The 21511-nt window shown below is 64.2% G+C and carries 17 protein-coding genes; 11 read left to right on the top strand and 6 right to left on the bottom strand.

Going from position 1 to position 21511, the window contains the following annotated elements; translation table 11 throughout:
* The first annotated feature begins 29 nt into the window (after nucleotides 1-29).
* From BMW74_RS13070 to BMW74_RS13055, 4 genes are all read left to right on the top strand, one after another.
* Entirely contained in the window at nucleotides 30-767 is a 738-nt protein-coding gene (locus BMW74_RS13070) for a substrate-binding periplasmic protein (RefSeq protein WP_093420434.1), read from the top strand.
* A gap of 242 nt (nucleotides 768-1009) precedes the next feature.
* Nucleotides 1010-1627 (top strand): GTP cyclohydrolase II, encoded by a 618-nt coding sequence (gene ribA, locus BMW74_RS13065; RefSeq protein ID WP_093420430.1) that lies wholly within the window; start codon nucleotides 1010-1012, stop codon nucleotides 1625-1627.
* Nucleotides 1624-2043: an MFS transporter gene (locus BMW74_RS13060; protein WP_093420425.1), complete on the top strand. Its 420-nt coding sequence runs from the start codon at nucleotides 1624-1626 to the stop codon at nucleotides 2041-2043. Before ribA ends, BMW74_RS13060 begins: the two co-directional genes overlap by 4 nt.
* Nucleotides 2043-2840, top strand: a complete 798-nt coding sequence (locus BMW74_RS13055; RefSeq protein ID WP_371911752.1) for a cobalamin-binding protein — start codon at nucleotides 2043-2045, stop codon at nucleotides 2838-2840. The genes BMW74_RS13060 and BMW74_RS13055 overlap by 1 nt, the downstream gene beginning before the upstream one ends.
* Nucleotides 2841-2952: 112 nt before the next feature.
* Here BMW74_RS13055 and BMW74_RS13050 read toward each other — a convergent pair whose 3' ends face one another.
* From BMW74_RS13050 to BMW74_RS13025, 5 genes are all read right to left on the bottom strand, one after another.
* The gene (locus BMW74_RS13050) at nucleotides 2953-4845 is read right to left on the bottom strand and encodes a TonB-dependent receptor domain-containing protein (protein WP_093420417.1); all 1893 of its coding nucleotides are present in this window, start codon (nucleotides 4843-4845) and stop codon (nucleotides 2953-2955) included.
* 156 nt (nucleotides 4846-5001) lie between these two features.
* Nucleotides 5002-6900 carry a 1-deoxy-D-xylulose-5-phosphate synthase gene (gene dxs, locus BMW74_RS13045; RefSeq protein ID WP_093420412.1) on the bottom strand — a complete coding sequence of 633 codons (1899 nt, stop codon included), beginning with the start codon at nucleotides 6898-6900 and terminating at the stop codon, nucleotides 5002-5004.
* A 110-nt stretch (nucleotides 6901-7010) separates the two neighbouring features.
* Nucleotides 7011-7898 (bottom strand): (2E,6E)-farnesyl diphosphate synthase, encoded by an 888-nt coding sequence (gene ispA / locus BMW74_RS13040; RefSeq protein ID WP_093420408.1) that lies wholly within the window; start codon nucleotides 7896-7898, stop codon nucleotides 7011-7013.
* Complete coding sequence (locus BMW74_RS13035; protein ID WP_093420403.1) at nucleotides 7895-8137, bottom strand: exodeoxyribonuclease VII small subunit; 243 nt, start codon at nucleotides 8135-8137, stop codon at nucleotides 7895-7897. Before BMW74_RS13035 ends, ispA begins: the two co-directional genes overlap by 4 nt.
* A 977-nt stretch (nucleotides 8138-9114) precedes the next feature.
* Nucleotides 9115-9393 (bottom strand): DUF3077 domain-containing protein, encoded by a 279-nt coding sequence (locus tag BMW74_RS13025; protein WP_093420521.1) that lies wholly within the window; start codon nucleotides 9391-9393, stop codon nucleotides 9115-9117.
* Between the two features lie 534 nt (nucleotides 9394-9927).
* Here BMW74_RS13025 and BMW74_RS13020 point away from each other — a divergent pair.
* The 6 genes from BMW74_RS13020 to BMW74_RS12995 are packed head-to-tail and all read left to right on the top strand — an operon-like array spanning nucleotide 9928 to nucleotide 20114.
* Entirely contained in the window at nucleotides 9928-10716 is a 789-nt protein-coding gene (locus BMW74_RS13020; RefSeq protein ID WP_093420394.1) for a YfaP family protein, read from the top strand.
* Between the two features lie 36 nt (nucleotides 10717-10752).
* Entirely contained in the window at nucleotides 10753-12465 is a 1713-nt protein-coding gene (locus BMW74_RS13015; RefSeq protein WP_093420390.1) for a DUF2138 domain-containing protein, read from the top strand.
* Entirely contained in the window at nucleotides 12450-13106 is a 657-nt protein-coding gene (locus BMW74_RS13010) for a DUF1175 domain-containing protein (RefSeq protein WP_093420385.1), read from the top strand. The genes BMW74_RS13015 and BMW74_RS13010 overlap by 16 nt, the downstream gene beginning before the upstream one ends.
* Nucleotides 13103-17674, top strand: a complete 4572-nt coding sequence (locus tag BMW74_RS13005; protein WP_093420382.1) for an alpha-2-macroglobulin family protein — start codon at nucleotides 13103-13105, stop codon at nucleotides 17672-17674. The genes BMW74_RS13010 and BMW74_RS13005 overlap by 4 nt, the downstream gene beginning before the upstream one ends.
* Before the next feature lies 1 nt (nucleotide 17675).
* Nucleotides 17676-19295 (top strand): DUF2300 domain-containing protein, encoded by a 1620-nt coding sequence (locus BMW74_RS13000; protein WP_093420379.1) that lies wholly within the window; start codon nucleotides 17676-17678, stop codon nucleotides 19293-19295.
* Nucleotides 19296-19298: 3 nt separating this feature from the next.
* Nucleotides 19299-20114 (top strand): YfaP family protein, encoded by an 816-nt coding sequence (locus BMW74_RS12995; RefSeq protein ID WP_093420376.1) that lies wholly within the window; start codon nucleotides 19299-19301, stop codon nucleotides 20112-20114.
* A 12-nt stretch (nucleotides 20115-20126) separates the two neighbouring features.
* On the opposite strand, the gene BMW74_RS12990 is transcribed toward BMW74_RS12995, so the two are convergent.
* A complete protein-coding gene (locus BMW74_RS12990) occupies nucleotides 20127-20999 on the bottom strand; it encodes a BrxR family helix-turn-helix transcriptional regulator (protein WP_093420371.1) in 873 nt (290 codons plus the stop codon).
* Between the two features lie 118 nt (nucleotides 21000-21117).
* Between BMW74_RS12990 and BMW74_RS12985 the strand changes: the two genes are divergently transcribed.
* Complete coding sequence (locus BMW74_RS12985) at nucleotides 21118-21369, top strand: hypothetical protein (RefSeq protein WP_093420366.1); 252 nt, start codon at nucleotides 21118-21120, stop codon at nucleotides 21367-21369.
* Nucleotides 21370-21511 lie beyond the last annotated feature (142 nt).

Raw genomic sequence — 21511 nt, 5'->3', positions numbered from 1 at the left:
GTCGAGGGATAGGCCAGGGGGGCTAAGCAATGGTCGGACGCGCGTTGTGGGTGCTGGTGCTGGCGGTGTTCTGCCTGGGGGCCTTGGCGCAGGATGGGGCGCCACTGCCTGCGCGGATTCACCTGGCCAGCGAGGACTGGGAAGACTACACCGCTGCCGATGGCCACGGCCTGGCCTGGGATGTGTTACGCGCGGTGTTCGAGCCGGCGGGCGTGGCGCTGGACATCCGCACGGTGCCCTACACACGCTCGGTGGGTCTGGTGCAACGCCGCGAGGTGGATGCGCTGGTGGGGTCCTACCGGGACGAAGCCCAGAACGTGCTCTACCCACGCTGGAGCTACGACTCCGATCACATCTACGCCCTGGGCCTGGCGAGCAACCCGACGCCGACCCTGGAGACCCTCGGCCAGTACCGCTTGGCCTGGGTGCGCGGTTATCGGTTTGAAAGCTACCTGCCCAATGTCCGGCGCTTCAATCAGGTCGAGCGGCGCAACGGCATCTTGCTGATGCTCAAGCAGGGCCGGGCTGATTTCTACATCGATGCGCAGACCGAGGTCGGGGTGGTCCTGAACATGGCCAAGGACCCGGCGCTCTACACAACCACCCACTTGGCGGAGTTGCCGCTGTACCTGGGCTTCGCCGAGACGCCGCAGGGGCGCGCGCTGATGGCCCTGTACGACCAGCGCATGGCGCTGTTGGTCAGCAGCGGCGAGTTGAGACCGATTTTCGAGCGCTGGCAGCAGCCCTATCCGTTTGATCCAAGCTGACTGCCCGTGACAATGATCCCTTGTGGGAGCGAGCCTGCTCGCGAATGCGCGGGATCAGTAAACGGTGATGGCGACTGACGCACCGTTTTCGCGAGCAGGCTCGCTCCCACACAGGGGAACGTTGGTCGCTTCATCAGTCTTTTTGATTGTTATGCCCCACAATTCAGCCTAAGCGCCCATTGGAACCTGCTGTTACAATGCCGCCTCTGCGAATCTCCAGTACCTAGATCAGGAGCACACCGGTGCCTGTCGTTTTCGTCGCCGCTTCCAAGCTGCCAACACCCTTTGCGCAATTCACCATGCATGGCTTTCTCGAAGAGGCCACCGGCCGCGAGCACGTCGTGCTGAGCCTGGGTGATGTGGCCGATGGTGCCCCGGTACTCGGCCGCTTGCACTCCGAATGCCTGACGGGGGATGCCTTGTTCAGCCAGCGTTGCGACTGCGGCTCGCAACTGGAAGCGGCGTTGCAGGCCATCGCCCGCGAAGGTCGAGGCGTGTTGCTCTACCTGCGTCAGGAAGGCCGTGGCATTGGCTTGCTGAACAAGATCCGCGCCTATGAGTTGCAGGACGGTGGCGCCGACACGGTGCAAGCCAACGAGCGCCTGGGCTTTGCCGCCGACCAGCGCGACTACGGCATCTGCCTGCCGATGCTCGAACACCTGGGGGTCAAGTCCCTGCGCCTGATGACCAACAACCCGCGCAAGGTCCAGGCCCTGACCGACATGGGCATCACCGTGGCCGAACGCGTGCCATTGCACACCGGCCATAACCCGCACAACAAACTCTACCTGGCGACCAAGGCCAGCAAGCTCGACCACATGATGGGTAACGAGCACCAGGGCGAGGCAGGTCGGGCGTGACCCGCGGTCAGGTCCGGCGGCGACTGTCCGTCAATTGGTGGCAATACTTTGCGCTCGCCTTGTTGCCGCTGCTGGTCAGCAACAGCCTGTTCGGTGACAGCGAACCCCTCGTGCCGGTGCTGGCCATGCCGTTCTTCATCGCCGGCATGGCGTCGATGTTTGTCAGCCTGAAGTTTTTCGGTGGCTACAAGCATGGCCTGATCGCCACCCAAAAAGCCCTCGACACCCCCGAAGAACCGGCGGCCTGGACCGCCCTGGCGGCCACTCGGCGCACGGCCCTGCTGGTCGCCTCGCTGCCGGCCTGGATCGGCGCCCTGGCAGTGTTCGTCGGCCTTGAAGCGGTGCCGCTGATCTTGCTGGCGCTGTCGAGCACGGTGCTGTTCTACCTCTACCGTATCCCGCGTCAACTGGCCTGATGCACCGTTGGCTGGCGGTCCTGCTGCTGGCCTTCAGCGCTCCGGCCCTGGCGGTCGAGCGCGTGGTCAGCCTGGCACCCTCCCTGTCGGAAATCGTCGTTGAGCTGGGCGCGGCCGAGCTGTTGGTGGGCGTGCTCGATGCCGGCGAGCGTCCGCTTGCCCTCCGGTCCGTGCCTTCGGTGGGTCGCTACGGTCAGTTGGACATGGAGCGCCTGCTCAGCCTCAAGCCCGACCTGCTGTTGCTATGGCCGGGCAGCGTTGGCCCCGGGCAGCGCGAGCAACTGCGCCGGCTGGGCATCCCCACCTACGTCGCCGAACCCCACAGCCTCGACCAGTTGACCTCCCAGATTGAGGCGATTGCCACGCAGTTGGGCCGGCCCGAGCGCGGCCGCACGCTGGCGGCCGACCTGCGCCGGCAACTGGACGCCTTGCGCCAACGCTACCGGCGCGAGGTGCCGCTGCGGGTGTTCTATCAGGTCTGGGATCAGCCGCTGTACACCGTGGGCGGCGGGCAGATCATCAGCGATGCCCTGGAGGTGTGTGGGGCGCACAACGTGTTTGCCGACATGCGCCTGCCGGCGCCGCAAGTCAGCATCGAGTCGGTGCTGTCGCGCAACCCCGAGGTGATCCTCGCCGGCAGCCAGGCCCAGCTCGATGCGTGGAAGGCCTGGCCGCAGGTGCGGGCGGTGCGTGAGGGGCAATTGTTGTTGGTGACCGACAAGGGCCTGGAACGGCCCAGCGGGCAGATGATCGGCGCGACGGCGACGTTGTGTCGGTTGATTGCGCCGGAGCGTTGAGACCCAGGCGCGACCGTTCGCGAGCAGGCTCGCTCCCACATAGGATCTGCGGCGTTCACAAATCCCCTGTGGGAGCGAGCCTGCTCGCGAAAGATCGCGCCCAAACCTCAGTTCAGAGCTGCGGCGTCCACGTCACCCCAAACATCAACGCCCGGCCTTCCTGGCGATAGCCGTATTGATTGCCTTCGTGCAGGTACAGCGCCCGGGTGTAGTCCTTGTCCAGCAGGTTGTCGACCTTCATGTCCAGGCTGGTCTCGCGGTTCAGCGCCCAGCTGCTGCGCAGGCCCAGCAGGCCGTAGCCGCCGAGGCGCTGGCGGTTGTCCTTGTCGTCATAGCTGCTGCTGACCATCTGCCAGGTGGCGCCCAGGCCCAGGCGGTCGAACTGGCGATCCAGGTCCAGGTTCATCGTCCGCCGGGCATGGCGCGCCAGGGTGCGGCCGCTGTCGCGGTCGCGGGGGTCGATGAACGCGACGCCGAGGTTGCTCTGCCAGCCGAACAGCTCCTGCTTGAGGGCGGCTTCGAAACCGTTGATGCGCGCCGAGGCGATGTTTTCCGGACGCGAGTTGCTGCCGAAGATGATCGCGTCTTCAAGGTCGGTGCGGTACAGCGAGGCCTCCAGGCGGCTGGTCTCGGTCAACTGGCTGCGCCATTGCAACTCATAGCTTTTCGAGGTCTCGGGCTTGAGGTCCGGGTTGCTGAAGTCCGGGTAGTACAGATCGTTGAAGGTCGGCGCGCGAAAGCCTTCGCTGTAGGTCAGCAACAGGTCGTTGTCCACGTTCACCGGCACCGTCAGCGTGCCGCTCCAGGTGTTCTGGCTGCCGAACTGTTGGTTGTCGTCGTGCCGCAGGCCCAGTTCGGTGGAAAAGTGTTGGGCTTCAAAACGATGCTGGATGAACGCGGCGCGGTTCCAGCGGCTGTCTTCGTCGAATGCCGTGGTGCTGTTGACCTGATCTTCGTACCAATCACCGCCCAGGATCAGGCTGTTCTGGTCGTTGAGGGTTACATCGTTCTGCCAGTTCACCGAGTCGCGGTAGGTGTTGAACACGCTGCGCTCGTCGCTGAGCTTGTCGAGTGTTTTTTGGCGGTTTTCACTGTGCCCCAGTTCAATGCGGGACTTCCATGCATCGTTGAGGCGTGCATCGACATAGCTGCTGAAGCTGCTCACGGCAAAATCGTCATACGGTTGCTGGCCAACACTTATGTAGTTGCCTGGCGTGACCTCGACGGAGCGACCAAAACCATTATCGAACTCACTCTTACCCCGGTTATCCAGCACATTGAACCCCACCTCAATCTCGTCATTGAACGCGTGGCTCAGGCTCAGGCTCAGGGACTTGTTGCGGTAGGCGTCGTGATCGCCGTCGCTGGGATAGGATTCGCGGGTGCGGTTGATGCCGGCGGTGTCGTCCAGGCTGGCGCCGAGGTTGAAGCGGGTGTCCTGGTCGCCGCCGGACAAGCCCAGGCTGCGTTCCCAGGTCTGCCGGCTGCCAAAGCCGGCATGCACGCGCGCTTGCAGGCCCGGCTCGGCGCTGCGCCGGGTGAAGATCTGGATCACCCCGCCAATCGCATCGCTGCCGTAGATCACCGAGCGCGAGCCGCGCAGCACTTCCACGCGCTCGATCTGCTCGATGTTCAAGTGTTGCAGGTTGCTGTCGCCGGAGGTCGAGCTGCCAATGCGTTGGCCATCCACCAGCACCAGGCTCTGCGCCGACGTGGTGCCGCGAATGTAGACACTGGCCAGGCTGCCACGCCCGCCGGCCTGGGTGACCTGCACCCCCGGCACCCGGCCGAGCAGGTCAGTGACGCTGCCTGGCTGCAGGCGGTCGATGTCGTCGCGGGTGAACACGGTGTTGGCGGCGCTGCTGTCATTGCGCGCCTCGACCTGGCGGTTGGCGCTGATCAGCACGTCCGGCAGCTTTAGCGCCTGGTCACGCTCGAAGGTGTCGGCGAGGGCACTGGCGGTGGGCAGCAGCGAGAGGGTCAGGGCGAGGCGGGGCAGGTTCATGGGGAGTCCGTTGAAGCGTTGGGGTAACCACACATTGGATAGGTCCACAAAACACTGTGGGAGTGGGCTTGCTCGCGAAAGCGGTCGATCAGTCAATGAATAGGTCGACTGACACGGCGTCTTCGCGAGCAAGCCCGCTCCCACACAGGGTTTTGCTTAGATGTTGAGTAACTGCAGGCGCTCGCGTACCGACGCTTCGATCCCCGCTTCATCCAGCCCGCACTCGGCGAGCATCTGCGCCGGCTTGGCGTGTTCGACATAGCTGTCGGGCAGGCCCAGGTGCAGGATCGACTTGAGGATGTTCTCGCGGGCCAGGAACTCGCTGACCGCACCACCGGCGCCGCCCATGATCGCGTTTTCCTCGATGGTCACCAGCAGCTCGTGGCGGCCGGCAATTTCGCGCACCACCTGTTCATCCAGCGGTTTGACGAAGCGCATATCGACCACAGTGGCATCCAGCTTCTCGGCGACTTTCAGCGCCTCGGCCAGTTGCACGCCAAACACCAGCAGGGCGACGGTGCTGCCCTGGCGACGGACCACGCCCTTGCCGATTTCAATCGGTTGCAGGTCCTGTTCAATGGTCGCGTTCGGGCCGGTCCCGCGTGGGTAGCGCACCGCTGCCGGGCCTGGGTACAGGTGGCCGGTGGTGAGCATCTTGCGCAACTCGTTCTCGTCGCTCGGGGTCATCACCAGCATGCCGGGGATGCAGCGCAGGAACGACAGGTCGAAGCTGCCGGCGTGGGTCGGGCCGTCTTCGCCCACCAGGCCGGCGCGGTCGATGGCGAACAGTACGTCGAGGTTCTGTACCGCGACGTCATGCACCAGTTGGTCATAACCGCGTTGCAGGAACGTCGAGTAGATCGCCACCACCGGCTTGGCGCCTTCACAGGCCATGCCGGCCGCGAAGGTCACGGCGTGCTGCTCGGCAATCGCCACGTCGAAGTAGCGCAGCGGGAAGCGTTCGCTGAACGCCACCAGGTCCGAGCCTTCCTTCATCGCCGGGGTAATGCCCACCAGGCGCGGGTCGGCAGCGGCCATGTCGCACAGCCAGTCGCCGAACACCGCGGAATACTTTGGCCCACCGGCTTTCTTCGGCGCGGCGGCGGGCGCATCCAGGGGTTCGAGCTTGGTGATGGCGTGGTAGCCGATCGGATCGACTTCCGCCGGGGCGAAACCCTTGCCCTTCTTGGTGACCACGTGCAGGAACTGCGGCCCCTTGAGGTCGCGCATGTTGCGCAGGGTGGCAATCAGGGTTGGCAGGTCATGGCCATCGATGGGGCCGATGTAGTTCCAGCCCAGTTCCTCGAACAGGGTGCCGGGGACCAGCATGCCCTTGGCGTATTCTTCGGTCCGGCGGGCGATTTCCCAGGCGCCGGGCAGGCGCGACAGGACCTTTTTGCTGCCTTCGCGCATGCTGGCGTAGGTGCGGCTGGAAAGGATCTTGGCCAGGTAGTTCGACAGCCCGCCGACATTGCGCGAGATCGACATGTCGTTGTCGTTGAGGATCACCAGCATGTTGGCGTCGACTTCGGGCGCATGGTTCAGCGCCTCGAATGCCATACCGGCGGTCAACGCACCGTCGCCGATCACCGCAATGGCCTTGCGGTCACTGTTCTGCAGGCGTGCGGCGATGGCCATGCCCAGGGCGGCGCTGATCGAGGTGCTGGAGTGGCCGACGCCAAAGGTGTCGTACTCGCTCTCGGCACGCCGCGGGAAGGCGGCCAGGCCGTCCTTCTGGCGCAGGGTGCCCATGCGCTCGCGACGGCCCGTGAGGATTTTATGCGGGTACGCCTGATGGCCTACGTCCCACACCAGCCGGTCGTCCGGGGTGTCGAAGACGTAATGCAGCGCGATGGTCAGCTCGATCACGCCAAGGCCCGCCCCGAAATGCCCACCGGTCTGGCCGACCGTGTAGAGCAATTCCAGGCGCAACTCATCGGCCAGGGTTTCCAGCTCGGATTCACCTAACCGGCGCAGGCCGTCCGGCGTATTGGCACGGTCGAGCAGGGGCGTGGTCGGGCGCTTGCGGGGAATCTCATGAAACGTCGTGGGCATCAGGCGAATCGTTATAGGTATAAAAGAGGCGGCAGTTTACCTGATGCTGTGCACGCTGCCCACGCAGAGCTCGGAACTTGGCCGACACGCGGTGGGCAATGGCGCTGGAATCAGTGACGGCGTTCGACGATATAACGGGCCAGGTCACGCAGCGGCTCGGCCGACGCGTCAAACGGTCGCAGGGCGTGCAGGGCCTGGTCACGCAGTTCCAGGGCATAGGCCTTGGCCGCATCGAGGCCCAGCAGTGCCGGGTAAGTGGGTTTGTCACGGGCGATGTCGGCGCCCTGGCGTTTGCCCAGGGTCTGGGTATCGCTTTCGACGTCGAGAATGTCGTCCTGCACCTGGAACGCCAGGCCAATGGCTTGGGCATAGGTCTGCAAGGACCGCAGTTCGGTCTTTTCCGCCCGCCCGCTGGCCAGGGCGCCGAGCTTGACGCTGGCTTCGATCAGCGCGCCGGTCTTGTGCCGGTGCATGTATTCCAGGGCTTGTTGGTCGAGCTTCAGGCCCACGGAACCCAGGTCGATGGCCTGGCCACCGACCATGCCGGCGGGGCCGGCGGCCAGGGCCAGGGCGCTGACCATCTGCAGGCGGGTCTCGGCATCGGCGCTGTTCAGGCGCGGCTCGAGCAGGGCGCTGAACGCCAGGCTTTGCAGGCCGTCACCGGCGAGGATCGCGCAGGCTTCATCGAACTGTTTGTGGGTGGTGGGCTGGCCGCGGCGCAGGTCGTCGTCGTCCATGGCGGGCAAGTCGTCGTGCACCAGCGAGTAGGCGTGGATCAATTCCACCGCGCAGGCCGCGCCGTTGGCGTCTTCAGGCTGGCCACCGAGGGCCTCGCAGGCGGCGTAGGCCAGGAGCGGGCGTACGCGTTTTCCGCCGTTCATCACGCTGTAGCGCATGGCTTGGTACAAGCGGGCCAGTTCGGGGCTTGGGGCGATGAACAGGGTTTCCAGTGCGGCGTTGACCCGGGCCTGGCTGCTGGCCGAATAGGCGGCGATCATTCAGGTTGCTCCGCGTCGAACGGCGCCTCGCTCAGTTCGCCGTCGCGGTCGAGCAGGACTTGGACTTTTTGCTCGGCCTGGGCCAGTGCTGCCTGGCAGTCGCGGGTCAAGCCGATGCCTTGTTCGAAGGCGGTCAGGGAGTCTTCCAGCGACAATTCGCCGTTCTCCAGGCGTTCGACCAGTGTTTGCAGGTCGGCGAGGGATTGTTCGAAATCCAGTGGAGCTTTTTTGCGGGCCATGGCGGCGATTTCCGGTAGACGTTAAACCGGCGCGACACTAGCAGATGGGGGGAAGGGGGGCAAATGGACGGCAGGTGAAGGCGGTCTATCAGTCGGCCTGGCTCTTGCGGCTGTACTGCGATCTAAATTGTGGGAGCAACTGTCTTAGCCATGCCGCTCGTCACCACCATCGCGAGCAGGAATCTGGGTTGAGCCCGTAGGAGCGAGGCTTGCCCGCGAACCGGCCAGTCCATTCAGCATCGATGTCGTCAGGTTTGCCGCCTTCGCGGGCAAGCCTTAATGCCAGTCAGTTAAGGCGCCAAACCTGTGGGAGCGAGCCTGCTCGCGAAGACGGCAACACAGCCAACATCTCCGTTGACTGACCTACTGCTATCGCGAGCAGGCTCGCTCCCACGCGGGTTTCGCTTAACTGACTGGCATTAGAGCAAGCCTCGCTCCTACAAGGAATTGAGCTGCCCCCGGATGTGTGTTCGCCGTGGACCAGGGTGGGAGCGGGCTTGCTCGCGAAGACGGCCTATCAGTCGACCTGTATTTTGTGGATGTACCCAGGTCTAACTGTGGGGGCGAGGGCTACCTCCCGGCCGGCCTGGCTCTGGCGGGTGGTGTACATATCCGTTGCTGCGGGTGTGGCCACTGTTGGTTTCGCCCTGACGGTCGACTCACTTTGGCAAACGCCGGGGTGCCGGCCCAGCCCAAAGTGAGCAAAGGTCTCGCCCCGAGCGTCCGGCCCCTCGCTAAGGCTCGGGGTTCCTTCGCTGCGGTATCCCTCTGGGGGCATTGCCCTCCGGTTTGCTTCGCTGCACCTCCCTGCAATGTGTTCGACTGCGTCGAACGGCGCGGTGCGCCAATCCCCAGAGGAATACCTTCGCTCAGCCTGCCGAAGGGGCGGGTGGATCAAGAGCCAGATCAAGATCAAAAGCAAGATCAAGAGCTGCAGGCGAGCTAACGCTCGACCTGTTGAGTGGTGGTTTGATTGTTCAATGGTTTCGGTTTGCTAGCACCTTTGCCGCGTCATCGATCACCGCCTTGCACATGTCCTGCAAGTAGTGGGAGGCCCAGGCGTAGCGATCGGTTTTGTGCTCCATGGCGGCGTCTTCGGCCAGCATTTTCGCCAGGTGGAGCAGATCAGAGGCATGGGAGAGGGCGGCGTGCAATGGGACGCCGGCGTTGACGCGAAACAAGGCTTGGTCGTGGAGGATGGAGAAAGGGGTGAGGCCGACGGTTGTTAGATGTTGGGACGGTGAAGGTTTGCTCATGATGAGGTTCTCGTTTACTGGTTGGAGCTGCCTCATTCGTTTCCACGCGAATGGGTGGCAGCTGTACGCAGGTTGGAAAACCGGGGTAAACGAGCCCGGCAGACCCCGAAGGTCTCCCGCGCACAGCCGCCATAAAACGTGGGCGTAAAAAAGCGCCAGCATACGTTATGGGCGGCGCCTTTGCGCCGTTTACTCATCGGGTTTCCAAGCCCCGTCGCTGATTTGGCAGCGATTGCCGAAGACTAGCGATGTCACGTCCTAGGGACAACCTTGAAAGTCTGTCGGACGTTTCGTTGTGTTGATTGCGGCATGTCGGGGCTGGAGATAAGTATCCCTAGCGGGGGCTCTGAGTGGGCTGATTCGCTCGGTACGGTCCGTCATTCCTCCCCCAAAAGCCCCCCATCAAGGTGCTCTGCATCAAAGATTCACACGCGTCTGATTGTTCTATTGCCTCAGACCCCTTAGCCTTCACCCGGATCGTTGCCCAATACGGGAGGGGTAGCGAGTTCCATCATGGATGACCGGAGACGAACGATGCCCCGATTGCTCTCACTGCTGGCGCTGTTCTGGGTGGCGTCTGCCACTGCGCAGCCCACGGCCGAGTTGAGCGAGCCGGTCGGTGGTTGGCGCTACAACGGCTTGCTCGACCGCAGTGGCTACCCGCAGGTGGCCTATCCCACGCCGCCCATCGACCGCGGCATTCAGCGCAATCGCACGATGATTGAAGGCCAGATCAAGGCCGCCGGTACCCAGCGGGGTGGCCATGTCCTGGCGGTCAATGGCAATCCGCTGCCGTTGTATACCGATGAGCAAGGGCGTTTCCGCCGTCCGTATGCGTTCGGCGCCGGTTCCAACAGTGTCGAGGTGCGCAGTGCCGACGGCTTGGGGCTCAAACGTGTGCAGTTTTATGAGGCCAACCGCCAGCGCGTACCGGCGCGGATTCGCGTGGTGCTGGGGTGGGACGCTCCGCAGGCCGAACTTGACCTGCACCTTGTCACCCCGGATGGCCAGCATGCCTTTTTCGCCCACCCTGCGCTGACCAATGGCGGTGGCCTGGACCCGGATGGGGTCGATGGCCCCGGCCCGGAAATGTTCACCATGACCGCGCCAATGCGCGGTACGTACCTGGTTTATGTCAACTATTGGGGCAACTTCGGCAGCGGCGGCTATAACTTCGACGAGGGCAATCGCCAGCACGAAGTGATTACCTCGCAGATCACCCTGGTGCTCAACGAAAACACCGTCGACGAAAAACGTGAGACGTTCATTGTCCCCTTGCGGGCCATTGGCGATCTGTTGCTGGTCAAGACTTTCAACTACTAAGCATCCCGTACGCGGGATGAACCGAGTTTTGTGAACATGAGCGATAAGACTGTTACCCCGGCCGCCGACACGCCTGCTGCCAAACCTTCGCGGCGCGGGCCGATGTTGCTGCTCGGGTTGTGCCTGGTGGCCGGTGTGGCGGGCGGGTTGGGGTGGTTCGCGCTCAAGGCCAAGACGGCACCGCCGGTACTGGCCAGTGATAAGTTGGGGATGAGCCGTCCGGACGGCTTGCTCGAAACCCAGTCCTTGAGCCAATTGCCCAAGGACCTGCTGGCCGTGCCGTTCCTCAAGGAGACCCTGACCGAGGACTTCGTCTTTTATTACCAGGCCCACAGTGATCGCCTCGGCTTGATCGGCAGCCTGCGCCGGATCATTTATGAGCATGACCTGCAATGGCAGGACAGCCTGATCGAGCAACTGCTGGATCAGCCGGCCGACGTGGCGCTGTGGCGTGGCACCGATGGCCGCTTGAAAGATTTCCTGCTGGTGATGGACCGTAGCGGCCTGGCCAAGGTGCTCGAACCCCTGGCGAAAGTCGCGCTCGACGACACCCAGTTGAGCAAAATCGCTGAGCTCAAGCTCGGTAACGACGACGTTGCGCTGTATCAACTCAGCTTTAACGCCGGTCGTTCGCTGGTGTTCGCCTCTTATGGTGACAAGCTGGTGGTGTTGTCCAACCCGCAAAAACTCTACTTCCCCTCCAGCGGCGGCGGCGAAGAGCCGGGCAGTGTCTCGACTGACGCCATCTCCGCGTTGCTGCAGGGTGAAAAACTGTTCCCCGAAGCCTTCGGCCTGCAACCCAAGGCGCCCGAGGTCAAGCAGCGGATCTCGGTCAATGCCAGCGTCCTGGCCATGGGGTATCAGCGCTTTATCCCCAGCTTTGCCGGCCTGCGTTTTGATATGGATAACACCGGTTGGCACAGCTTCCTGGCGCTGGATGAGCAGGACAACCAGGCCGAACTCGATTTCAAGCCGGTCTGGCAAGCCATGCCGATGGGGGCGAGTGCCTGCGTGGCCTTGCCGCTGGCGGCTGAGCAACAGCAACCGCTGCTGGTCAAGCTCGGCGCGGAACCTTCGGTGGCGCAAGCCTTGACCGAGCACATGGCCGGCGTGGCAGGCCTGTGCTGGTATGCCGATTCGCGGCTGTATACGCCGTTGCTGGTGGCCAGCCTGGACGAAAAGGGCAGCGACGCGCTCGATGGCGACCTGGGCCGGCTGTTCGATTCGATGGTCGGTTCCTATGAGAGCAACGTCGAGGAACACGTGTTCCCGGTGGTCGAGAAGCAAGACGGCAATATGCACCAATGGCAGCGCCAGGTCAGTACCACCTTCGGCCCCTATGCGGCCAAGGACGCCGAGGTGCCCGAGGCGATCACCGGCAAGGCGTTCATGCGCGTGAGCCTGGCGCGCCACGGCTCGACGCTGCTGTTCTCCCTCGACGACACGCTGGTGGACAAGGCCCTCGGCACCCTCGACAAACGCTTCCCGCCGATGGCCGACGTGTTGCCCAAGGACCTGTTGATGCCGGTCTACTTCGGCCCGGACGCGATGGCGCAACTGATGCAGAAAGAGACCCTCGACAGCCTGCCCCAGGACATGGAACCGGTGTTCTACAACGCCGCGCAAACCTACCTGATCCCCAAGCTGCGCACCCTCGGCGGCTATGGCAAGTACGCGCTGACCCTGCCTGAAGGCACCCGGCCGGATGGCCATTGGCAGTGGCTGCCACTGCAATGGAAAGCCCTGTGAGCGCACTCATCGCCCGTGTTGGCCTGCTGGCGTTGCTGCTGGGGCTGAGCAGTCGCGTCCTGGCGGCCGAACCCCCGGCACTGGATGTGCAGCAGTCCCAGGTGTTTCGCGCCTGGTTCGTGCGCATCGCCCAGGAACAACTGAGCCAGGGCCCGAGCCCACGCTGGTATCAGCAGGACTGCGCCGGGCTGGTGCGGTTTGCCGCCAACGAAGCACTGAAGGTCCATGACGACAAATGGCTGCGCAGCAATGGCCTGTCCAACCGCTACCTGCCGCCGGAGTCCCCGTTGAGTGAGGCCCAGCGCGGCCTGGCCCAGCAATGGCAGCAGGGCGGCGGCAAGGTCGGGCCGTACGTCAACGCGATCAAGCTGATCCAGTTCAACAGTCACCTGATTGGCCGTGACGTGACGCAAGCGCGCCCGGGCGACCTGATGTTCTTCGACCAGGGTGACGAGCAGCACTTGATGATCTGGATGGGCCGCTACGTCGCCTATCACACCGGCACCACCACCCCCACTGATAACGGCATGCGTTCGGCAAGCCTGCAGCAACTCATGAACTGGAAGGACACCCGATGGATACCCGACGCAGCCAACCCCAACTTCATCGGCGTCTATCGACTGAACTTTCTCTCCCAATGATCGGTGCCCGCATGTTGCGTCTGTGCTCAAGACTTCCTCTGTTGTTGGCGTTGCTCGTGCCCCAGGTGGCCATGAGCGCCGACGATTCCGTCAACCCCAGCGGTTACACGCCCGTGTCCGGCGAGAGCTTTTTCCTGCTGGCCGACAGCAGCTTCGCCAGCGACGAACAGGCGCTGGTGCGCCTCGAAGCGCCGGGTCGCGACTATCGCCGCTATCGCATGGAGCCCTATGGCGGCGCGGACATCCGGGTGTACCGGATCGACAAGCCGCTGGACTTCCTCAAGCGCCAGAAGAACCTGCACCGGGTGGTCAGCGACGGTCAGTTCAAGGGTGAAGGGGTGTCCAACACCCTGTCGTACCTGTGGGACAGTTGGTACCGCAAGTCGCGCCGGGTGATGCAGCGCGCGTTCTCCGACGAGTCGCGCCAGCAGGTCACCGAAGCGGTGCCCGAGCTGAAGATGGGCAACGCCCTGTCGGCGCCCACACCCTATGAAGCACCGGCGCAATTCGCCTTGATCCCGGGCCTGCCCGTGGTCAGTCAGTTCCGTTATCCGCTGTGGGAAGCCAAGCCGATCCAGCCACCGGCCGGGGTCGACCTGGCTGGCTCCTCCAGCGACTTCATCAACGTTTCGCCGGGCAACGTCTACATCCCGCTGGGCAAATTGAAACCGGGGCTGTACCTGGTCGAGGCGCTGGTCGGCAAATACCGCGCGACCACCATGGTGTTTGTCTCCAACACCGTGGCCGTGAGCAAGATTGCCGGTGATGAACTGCTGGTGTGGGCGGCGCGCAAGCATGAAGGCAGCTCGGTGCCCAAGGTCAACGTGCTGTGGACCGACGGCCTGGGCGTGATGAACAGCGGCGCCACCGATGCCGATGGCCTGCTGCGCCTGAAGCACGTCAGCCCCGAGCGCTCGTTCGTGATCGGTGAGGACGAAGAAGGCGGGGTGTTCGTCTCCGAAAACTTCTACTACGACAGCGAAATCTACGACACCAAGCTCTACGCCTTCACCGACCGGCCGCTGTATCGGCCGGGCGATTGGGTGTCGCTGAAGATCGTCGGGCGCGAGTTCAAGAACGCCCGTGATTCAGTGCTGCCGCAGTCGGGCGAGGTGAATGTCAGCGTGCTCGACGCGACGGGGTCCGAGTTGCAGACCCTGGCCCTCACGCTGGACGCCAAGGCCGGTACCCAAGGCCGCTTCCAACTGCCCGACAATGCCGTGGCCGGCGGTTATGAGGTGCAGTTCAGCTACAAGGACCAGCTCTACAGCAGTGCGTTCCGCGTGGCCGAGTACATCAAGCCGCACTTTGAAGTGTCCTTGAGCCTGGCCAAGCAGGACTACCGCACGGGCGAGCCGGTCAAGGGCAGCCTGGTGCTGCTGTACCCGGACGGCAAGCCGGTGGCCAACGCCAAGGTGAGCATCAGCCTGCGGGCGCAGCAACTGTCGATGGTCGACAACGAGCTGCAATACCTGGGGCAGTTCCCGGTCGAGTTGACCAGCACCGAACTGACCACCGACGCCAAGGGCAGCGCGACCCTCGACCTGCCCGCCGCCGACAAGCCGAGCCGCTACATGCTCACGGTGTTTGCCAGCGACGGCGCGGCGTACCGGGTCAAGACCACCAAGGAAATCCTCATCGACCGAGGCGCGGCCACTTACCGCCTGAGTGCGCCGCAACGCTTCGGTGCGGTCGGTGCGCCCGTGCGTTTTGGCTACGTCAACGAGGCTGTCGGCGAACCGACCCAGCACGTCGCGCCCAGCCGCTACAGCTGGGTGCGCCTGGAAGACCAGAGCACCGGCGAAGGTACGCTGGCGCCGGCCGACAAGGGCTTCACGTTGGCCTTCGAGCGTCCCGGCACCTACAACCTGAGCCTGAAGGACGAGCATGGCCGCGCCCTCGGTGCGACCGGCTATTCGGTGATCGGCGATGGCGTCAAGGCGGTGCCTGGCACGGTCGAGATCCTGCTCGACAAGACCGAGTACCACAACGGCGATGAAGCGCTGGCACTGATCACCTTCCCCGAGCCGGTCAGTGATGCCCTGCTGTCGCTGGAGCGGGACAAGGTCGAGGCCACGGCGCTGCTGGCCAAGGGCGGCGATTGGCTGACCCTGGAAAAACTCAGCGACACCCAATACCGCGCGCGGATCCCGGTCAAAGGCCACTTCGCGCCGAACCTGACCTTCTCCGTGCTGTACACCAAAGGCGGCCAATACAGCTTCCAGAACGCCGGGATCAAGGTGATCACGCCGCAAATCGACGTGGCGATTGCCACCGACAAAGAGCTGTATCGCCCTGGAGACACGGTGACGGTGGACCTGAACACCCTGTTCGCCGGCAAGCCGATTCCGGCGCACCTGACCGTCAGCGTGGTCGATGAAATGATCTACGCGCTGCAACCGGAAGTCGCGCCGAGCATCGACCAGTTCTTCTACCACCCGCGCCGCAACAACGTGCGCACCAGCGCCAGCCTGTCGTTCATCAGCTACGACGTGGCGTTGCCCGGCAGCCCCGGCGCGCCGGGCAAGGCCAACCGCAGCGAACGTGGGGTCAAGGTGCTGGAGCGTCCGCGTCGCGAAGACGTCGACACCGCCGCCTGGCAGCCCGAGTTGGTCACGGATGCCAACGGCAAGGCCCGCTTCAGCTTCACAATGCCGGACTCGCTGACCCGCTGGCGGATCACCGCCCGCGCCATCGCCGATGATGGCCAGGTCGGGCAGAAGAAACAGTTCGTGCGTTCAGAAAAGCCGCTGTACCTGAAGTGGAGCGGGCCGATCACCTTCCGCGCGGGCGACAAACCGGCCTTGGGCGTGTTCGCCTTCAGCCAGGGCGAGAAGCCGGTCAAGGCCGAGCTGGTGACGCATTTCGCCGGCACCGAACAACGCCTGCCCGTCACGCTCAACAGCGGCATCAACTACATCGCGCTGCCGACGTTCGTCCAGGTGGCTGGCGACTGGAAGGCCGAGCTGGTGCAGGACGGCACGGTCGCCGATGCCTTGGCGGTGCGCTTGAATGCAACGGGTGATGGTTGGCAAGTGACCCAGAGCCAGGCGCTGGACGTGGTCGGCGCTGACACCCCGCTGAACTTGCCGGCCGACGCCAGCACGATTCGCCTGCGCCTGGATGACAGCCCGCAAGCGTTGTTCCGTTCGGTACTGGATGACCTGCTGAGCTATCCGTACGGCGGCGTCGAGCAGACCGCCAGTCGCCTGTTGCCGCTGAGCATCGCCTATCCGTTGCTGGCCTCCGACCCGCAGGTGAGTGATCGCGTGCGCCTGATCATGCAGAACAGTCGCTTGCGCCTGGTGCAGATGGCCGGCCCAGCGGCCAGCTTCACCTGGTGGGGCCAGGACGGCGAGCCGGATGCGTTCCTCACCGCCTATGCCTATTACGCCGACTGGCACGCCACCAACGCGCTGGACCTGATGTTGTCGTCGGAGCATTGGCAGCATGTGCTGGACGTCTACGGCAAGCAGGGCAAAGACACCCCGCTGTTGCAGCGGGCGCTGATCCTGTCGTTCGCCAAGCAGATGCAGTTGCCGATCAACACGCTGCTCAGCGGCTTGATGGACGACCTGGCGGCGGCGGGCGAAGGCAACCCGCAGAGCGTGATGGAGGATGACCAGGGCAGCGTGGTCATGAGCGACCCGGATTCGGCGCTTGGCCTGGCGGCGGCTCGCGTACTCACCGCGGCGCTGGCGCACCAGGCCAAGGTGGCCGTGCCGCAGGCGTTCAATCGGCAACTGGCGGATGCCCAACAACGCCTGGCGGTCAGTTCGCAGCCCTTTGCCGAGGCCCTGAACCTGTCGCTGCAACCCTTCGATCAAGCCCGCGCCACCGTGCTGTTGCAGCGCCTGCTGGTGCAGCAATCGACCCTGGAGCGTGCCCTGGCACTGACCTGGTTGCAACGCAGCATCGAGCAGGCGTTACCCACCTTCGGCGTGACCGCGGGGGAAGGTTGGAAGCCCGCCCAGGGCACGACCGGCGATCTGTACTGGCAGTGGCAGGGTGCGCAAGTACCGACGCTGTTGTCGCTCAGTGGCGTCGAGGGCCGTCCATTGCGGGCGACCGTGAGCTACCAGAGCCGGCAGCCGCTCGTGGCGCCGATGGCCGTGACCGTCACCCGGCGTTTGTCGCGCCTGGTGCCGGGCGATGAAGCGTTCGAGTTCAAGCTCGAAGCGGTCGGCGATAAAGCGGTGTCCAGCGACAGCCTGTACCTGGACGAAGTGATCATCACCAGCAAGGCGCCAACACCGCTGCGCTACGGCATGCTTGAAGTGCCGTTGCCGCCGGGCGCCGATGTCGAGCGCACCACTTGGGGCATCAAGCTGATCGGCAAGGACGGCACCGAGCCGAGCGCGCTGGAGAAAGCCCGTTTCGAACCGGGGCAACTGGCCTATGCCGTTCCCGTCGATGCCTTGAGTGGCGAGCTGCGCCTGCGGCACTTGGTGCGCTTCTCGCAGAAGGGCCAGTTCAACCTGCCGCCGGTGCGCTTCACCCAGGTCTATGCGCCTGAGCATCAAGCCCTGGAACAACACCCGGCCCTGGGCCAGGTCACGGTCAAGTGACATGAGCCGCTGCCTGCTCTGGTGCGTGTTGTGCTTGATCCCTGCGCTGGCAACCGCGCAGGACGAGCCGCTGCGCCTGGGCTTCAAGGGCGAGTGGCTGTCGTTGAGCCGGAGCCAGTTGATCGCCCGTGAGCCTTTGTCGGCCGAGCAACAGACGCCGCTGGGCAGTGTGTGGAAGTTGTTTGTCTACGCCTGGCTGGTGGACACCGGCGCCCGGGAGCCGGCGTATGAGTGCCGCGGGCAATCGAAAGAAGAAGTCTACTGCTGCAGCGCCGGCGGCAAGATCGAGCGGGACCAGGCGTTGGTCAAATCCTGCGGGCTGTACTTCGAGCCGCAACGACTGGGCATCGACGCCACGCAGTGGCGCACCTATTGGCAGGCCCGCCAGGCCCCGGGCTGGCTGCTGGACTTGCCCGCCCTGCAGCCCGCCACGCGGGTGCCGGTGGTGGAGTTGTTGCAGGTGCTGGCGCGGATGCCGGCACAGGATCAGGCGCGCAAGGTGTTGCTGGAGGTGGTGTTGCAGGCCGCTGACGGCAATCTCGTGGGGGAACTCGGCGGCCGGCTGCGGGTGAAAACCTGGAGCTGGCTGGCCGAACGCGACCCGCAGTCACGCGAGGGCGGGTTTGCCGGTTGGACCGCCGACGGTTCGCCGATCTGGGCCGCCGGCCCGGGCACCAGCCAGACCGTGTTGCGCAACTACGGCCAGGCCTTGTCCCAGGTGCTGCCGGCCGATTGGCCTGCCGAGCCGGGGCGGTGTGTCGAGGTGGGGTTGTTCTCGCGCTATCCGATCAAGCGGGTGATGGCCGCTGATCGGGTGGCCAGCGCCGGGCCGCTGCAGGGCGACTACCGCGTTGAGTTCGCCAATGGCAATCAACTGGCGATCCACAGCGACGGGGAGTTGTTTCTCGTCGATGGAAAACTGGTGGCGCGCCTGGACCGCGAAGAATACGTCGCCCGAGTGCTCCAGCGCGAAGCCCAGCCCACCCCCGTGGAAGCCGCCAAGGCCCTGGCCATTGCGATCCGCACCTACCTGCTGCAAAACGCGACGCGCAGCGGCGAATGCCTGGGAATCGATGACAGCAGCCACCGCCAGCGCGTGGCCCCACGCCCGGCGACCGCCGAGGCGCGCGCCATCGCCGCCTGGACCAGCGACCTGGTGCTGGCCGGCAGCAGCGTCACCTATCACGCCGACCAACCCGGCCCGGGCCAGCTCGCCTGGCAACAGGCCGTCGAACAAGCCAACGCCGGCCAGCGCTACGACGCCATCCTGCTGCACGCCTATCCGCGCGCCAGCCTCAGCCGCTGGGACAATCCGCAAGCCTCCTGCGAGGCCTTGCCCGCCGCCCAGGCGTGGCTGAACAACCAGCGGCGCGGCTGGCGTCCACGCCTGGAAAACGAAGTCGGCTACAACGACGTCAGCACCTTCGCCGTTTGCCGCCTGGCGTTTGGCCGGCCCTACGTCGACCGCGAGCGTCAGCGCCTGTATGTGCGTGGCGTGCTGTCGCTCCAGGATCGCCTCGACCTGACCCACGAATACCTGCACCTGGCCTTTAGCGCACATCCCAACGGCCAGGATGAAACCTACATCGAAGGGCTCGCCCGCCACCTCTTATTGGAATAGGTCATGAAACTCGGTTATCCACAGGTCCTGCTGTTCCTCTGTGCCGTCAGCGCACTGCCGATGGCTGGCGCGGCGGACAGCATCAAGCTCGACACCCCGCTCGGCGGCTGGCGCGCCGGTGCAGCAGAGGGCGAAGGCGAGAGCTACCGCCAGACCGTCAACTACCCCGCGTCCTCGGTCAACACACCGCAGGGCCAGGCCAGCACGGCGCGCATCAGCGGCCAGATCAAGGCCACGGCCAAGGACCGGCAAGCGCCGGGCACGGTGATCGTCAACGGGCTTGCGATGCCACTCAAGATCAATGCCGACGGCACGTTCGACCGTCCGTACTCGTTCCCCAGCGGCAGCAACAGCGTCGAGGTGCGCAGCCCCGACGGCCAGCAACGCCACCGTACCCAGTTCCTGCGGGTCAACGGCGGGGCGACGCCGGCCAAGCTGCGGGTGCTGCTGTCCTGGGACAGCGACAACACCGACCTCGACCTGCACCTGGTGACCCCGGACGGCGCGCACATCTGGTATGGCGGCCGCACGGCGCAAAATGGCGGCACCCTCGACGTCGACGTCACCACCGGCTACGGCCCGGAAATCTTCTCCATGCCGGCACCGATCAAGGGCCAGTACCTGGTCTACGTGAACTACTACGGCGGCGGTTATCGCAGTGACGAGGACGGCCAGGTAGACGCGGTCCAGCCCTTGACCACCGCGCAGATCAGCGTGATCACCGAAGAGGGCACGCCGGACGAGAAGATGGAGACGTTCCTGGTGCCGATGCGCACACCCGGCGAGCTGACGTTGGTCAAGGCGTTCAGCTATCCATAACGGCGCGGAGCATCACTCGTAGAGCCAGGGCTTCAATTCTTTGCGATTGCTCACCACGATCTGCTGGGCCTCGGGGTTGGGGTTGAGGTTCTTCGGATCGATCTGGTAGCGCTGCAACACGTACTTGACCAACGCCCGGCGGCTGGACAGCTGCAGCAGCCCGTCGCTCATGCCGAAGTCAGCCTCGATGATCGCCCGCTGGGCCGCGTCCAGGCGCTCGTCGGGGGCGATGATCACCGGGATCTCGGTGTTCCAGTCCTCGTCCTTGTCAGCCGTGTCGTCCGACTTGTCGAGCAACTCCGGTTCGCCGCGCAGGCGACTGAGGACAAAGTCGCGGTACTGGCGATTCTTCTCGCAATAGGCGCGCACATGCCAACGCATGCCGGTGTAGACCAGCGTGTGCGGGGCGATCAGGCGGACTTCCGCGGTCGGGGTGTTCAGCGACACGTACTCGGTTTCCATCCGCAACCCTTCGCGACAGGCCTTGAGCAGCGGGCGCAGCACCTGCGGCCGAATCGGCCGGTCGGGCACTTCCAGCACCTTGGTGTGGGCATAGGCCAGGGCTAGCCCATCGATGTGCGGCGCCCGTTCATTGTTCTGGTACAGCAGGTGCAAATAGGCGCTGGCGCTGTCGTCGATGAACTTGGGCTTGAAGTGTTTCGTCGGCACATAGCCTTTGAGTTGCTTGTCATATGTAAGGTTTTTAGGCGCATGTTCGTTGATGTAGGTGTTGATGTCCTTGGACGCCTGCTGGCGACTGATACCGAAGCTCTGGATCAAGTGCACCGTGGTCAGCCGGCCTTCCCACCAGGCAACGGTCTCGATCAGGCGATAGCGAAGTGCCAGGTCCCAGCGCACCTGCTCGATGGTTTGCGTACGTTTCATAGCCTCTCCATGTGTGCCAATACTTTACCTGTATAAGTCTACATTCTAGACCTGTCGTAAATCACTACATATCTTGTGACTGTCTTCGGGGTCCCCCGAACAGGTAAAGGATGAGGATATGACAGGCTTGGACATGATCGCTACGGGTGCCTTGGTGTTGCTGGGCTTGATCCTGATGTTGCTGTCGTTGCAGTTCATGCGGCTGCGCGATGTGTGGAAGCTGATGCTCAACTGCCGGACCACGATGCGCTGGGCGCGCATCCAGGAGATGGAGAACCGCGAACTGCGCTCGGCGCTGCGGGCGCACCAGGCGCAAGTCGAACAGCTCAAGGGCAGCCTGAGCGCGTTGCAGGCATCGGTGTCGGCGTGAGCGGCACGGCGTGGCGAATTTTGCACACTCAGCGCGTGCAAAATGATGCCATGGTGATATCGTTTGCCGCGATGTGTTGCCGATGCGGTCCTCCCGTGCAGGGCGACATGGGCCAGCGTCGTGCCTTCGATGTCCAAAGGGA

This window comes from Pseudomonas sp. ok272 (assembly GCF_900109995.1).
Lineage (GTDB): Bacteria > Pseudomonadota > Gammaproteobacteria > Pseudomonadales > Pseudomonadaceae > Aquipseudomonas.
This window is presented reverse-complemented; position numbering and strand designations above follow the sequence as displayed.

What these genes read in the sequence shown, in the direction of transcription:
- BMW74_RS13025 (WP_093420521.1), bottom strand. Translation starts at nt 9,393, where the DNA reads ATGAGCAAACCTTCACCGTCCCAACATCTAACAACCGTCGGCCTCACC.
- BMW74_RS13020 (WP_093420394.1), top strand. Translation starts at nt 9,928, where the DNA reads ATGCCCCGATTGCTCTCACTGCTGGCGCTGTTCTGGGTGGCGTCTGCC.
- BMW74_RS12985 (WP_093420366.1), top strand. Translation starts at nt 21,118, where the DNA reads ATGACAGGCTTGGACATGATCGCTACGGGTGCCTTGGTGTTGCTGGGC.
- BMW74_RS13050 (WP_093420417.1), bottom strand. Translation starts at nt 4,845, where the DNA reads ATGAACCTGCCCCGCCTCGCCCTGACCCTCTCGCTGCTGCCCACCGCC.
- BMW74_RS13055 (WP_371911752.1), top strand. Translation starts at nt 2,043, where the DNA reads ATGCACCGTTGGCTGGCGGTCCTGCTGCTGGCCTTCAGCGCTCCGGCC.
- dxs (WP_093420412.1), bottom strand. Translation starts at nt 6,900, where the DNA reads ATGCCCACGACGTTTCATGAGATTCCCCGCAAGCGCCCGACCACGCCC.
- BMW74_RS13000 (WP_093420379.1), top strand. Translation starts at nt 17,676, where the DNA reads ATGAGCCGCTGCCTGCTCTGGTGCGTGTTGTGCTTGATCCCTGCGCTG.
- BMW74_RS13010 (WP_093420385.1), top strand. Translation starts at nt 12,450, where the DNA reads ATGGAAAGCCCTGTGAGCGCACTCATCGCCCGTGTTGGCCTGCTGGCG.
- BMW74_RS13015 (WP_093420390.1), top strand. Translation starts at nt 10,753, where the DNA reads ATGAGCGATAAGACTGTTACCCCGGCCGCCGACACGCCTGCTGCCAAA.
- BMW74_RS12995 (WP_093420376.1), top strand. Translation starts at nt 19,299, where the DNA reads ATGAAACTCGGTTATCCACAGGTCCTGCTGTTCCTCTGTGCCGTCAGC.
- BMW74_RS13070 (WP_093420434.1), top strand. Translation starts at nt 30, where the DNA reads ATGGTCGGACGCGCGTTGTGGGTGCTGGTGCTGGCGGTGTTCTGCCTG.
- BMW74_RS13035 (WP_093420403.1), bottom strand. Translation starts at nt 8,137, where the DNA reads ATGGCCCGCAAAAAAGCTCCACTGGATTTCGAACAATCCCTCGCCGAC.
- ispA (WP_093420408.1), bottom strand. Translation starts at nt 7,898, where the DNA reads ATGATCGCCGCCTATTCGGCCAGCAGCCAGGCCCGGGTCAACGCCGCA.
- BMW74_RS13005 (WP_093420382.1), top strand. Translation starts at nt 13,103, where the DNA reads ATGATCGGTGCCCGCATGTTGCGTCTGTGCTCAAGACTTCCTCTGTTG.
- BMW74_RS12990 (WP_093420371.1), bottom strand. Translation starts at nt 20,999, where the DNA reads ATGAAACGTACGCAAACCATCGAGCAGGTGCGCTGGGACCTGGCACTT.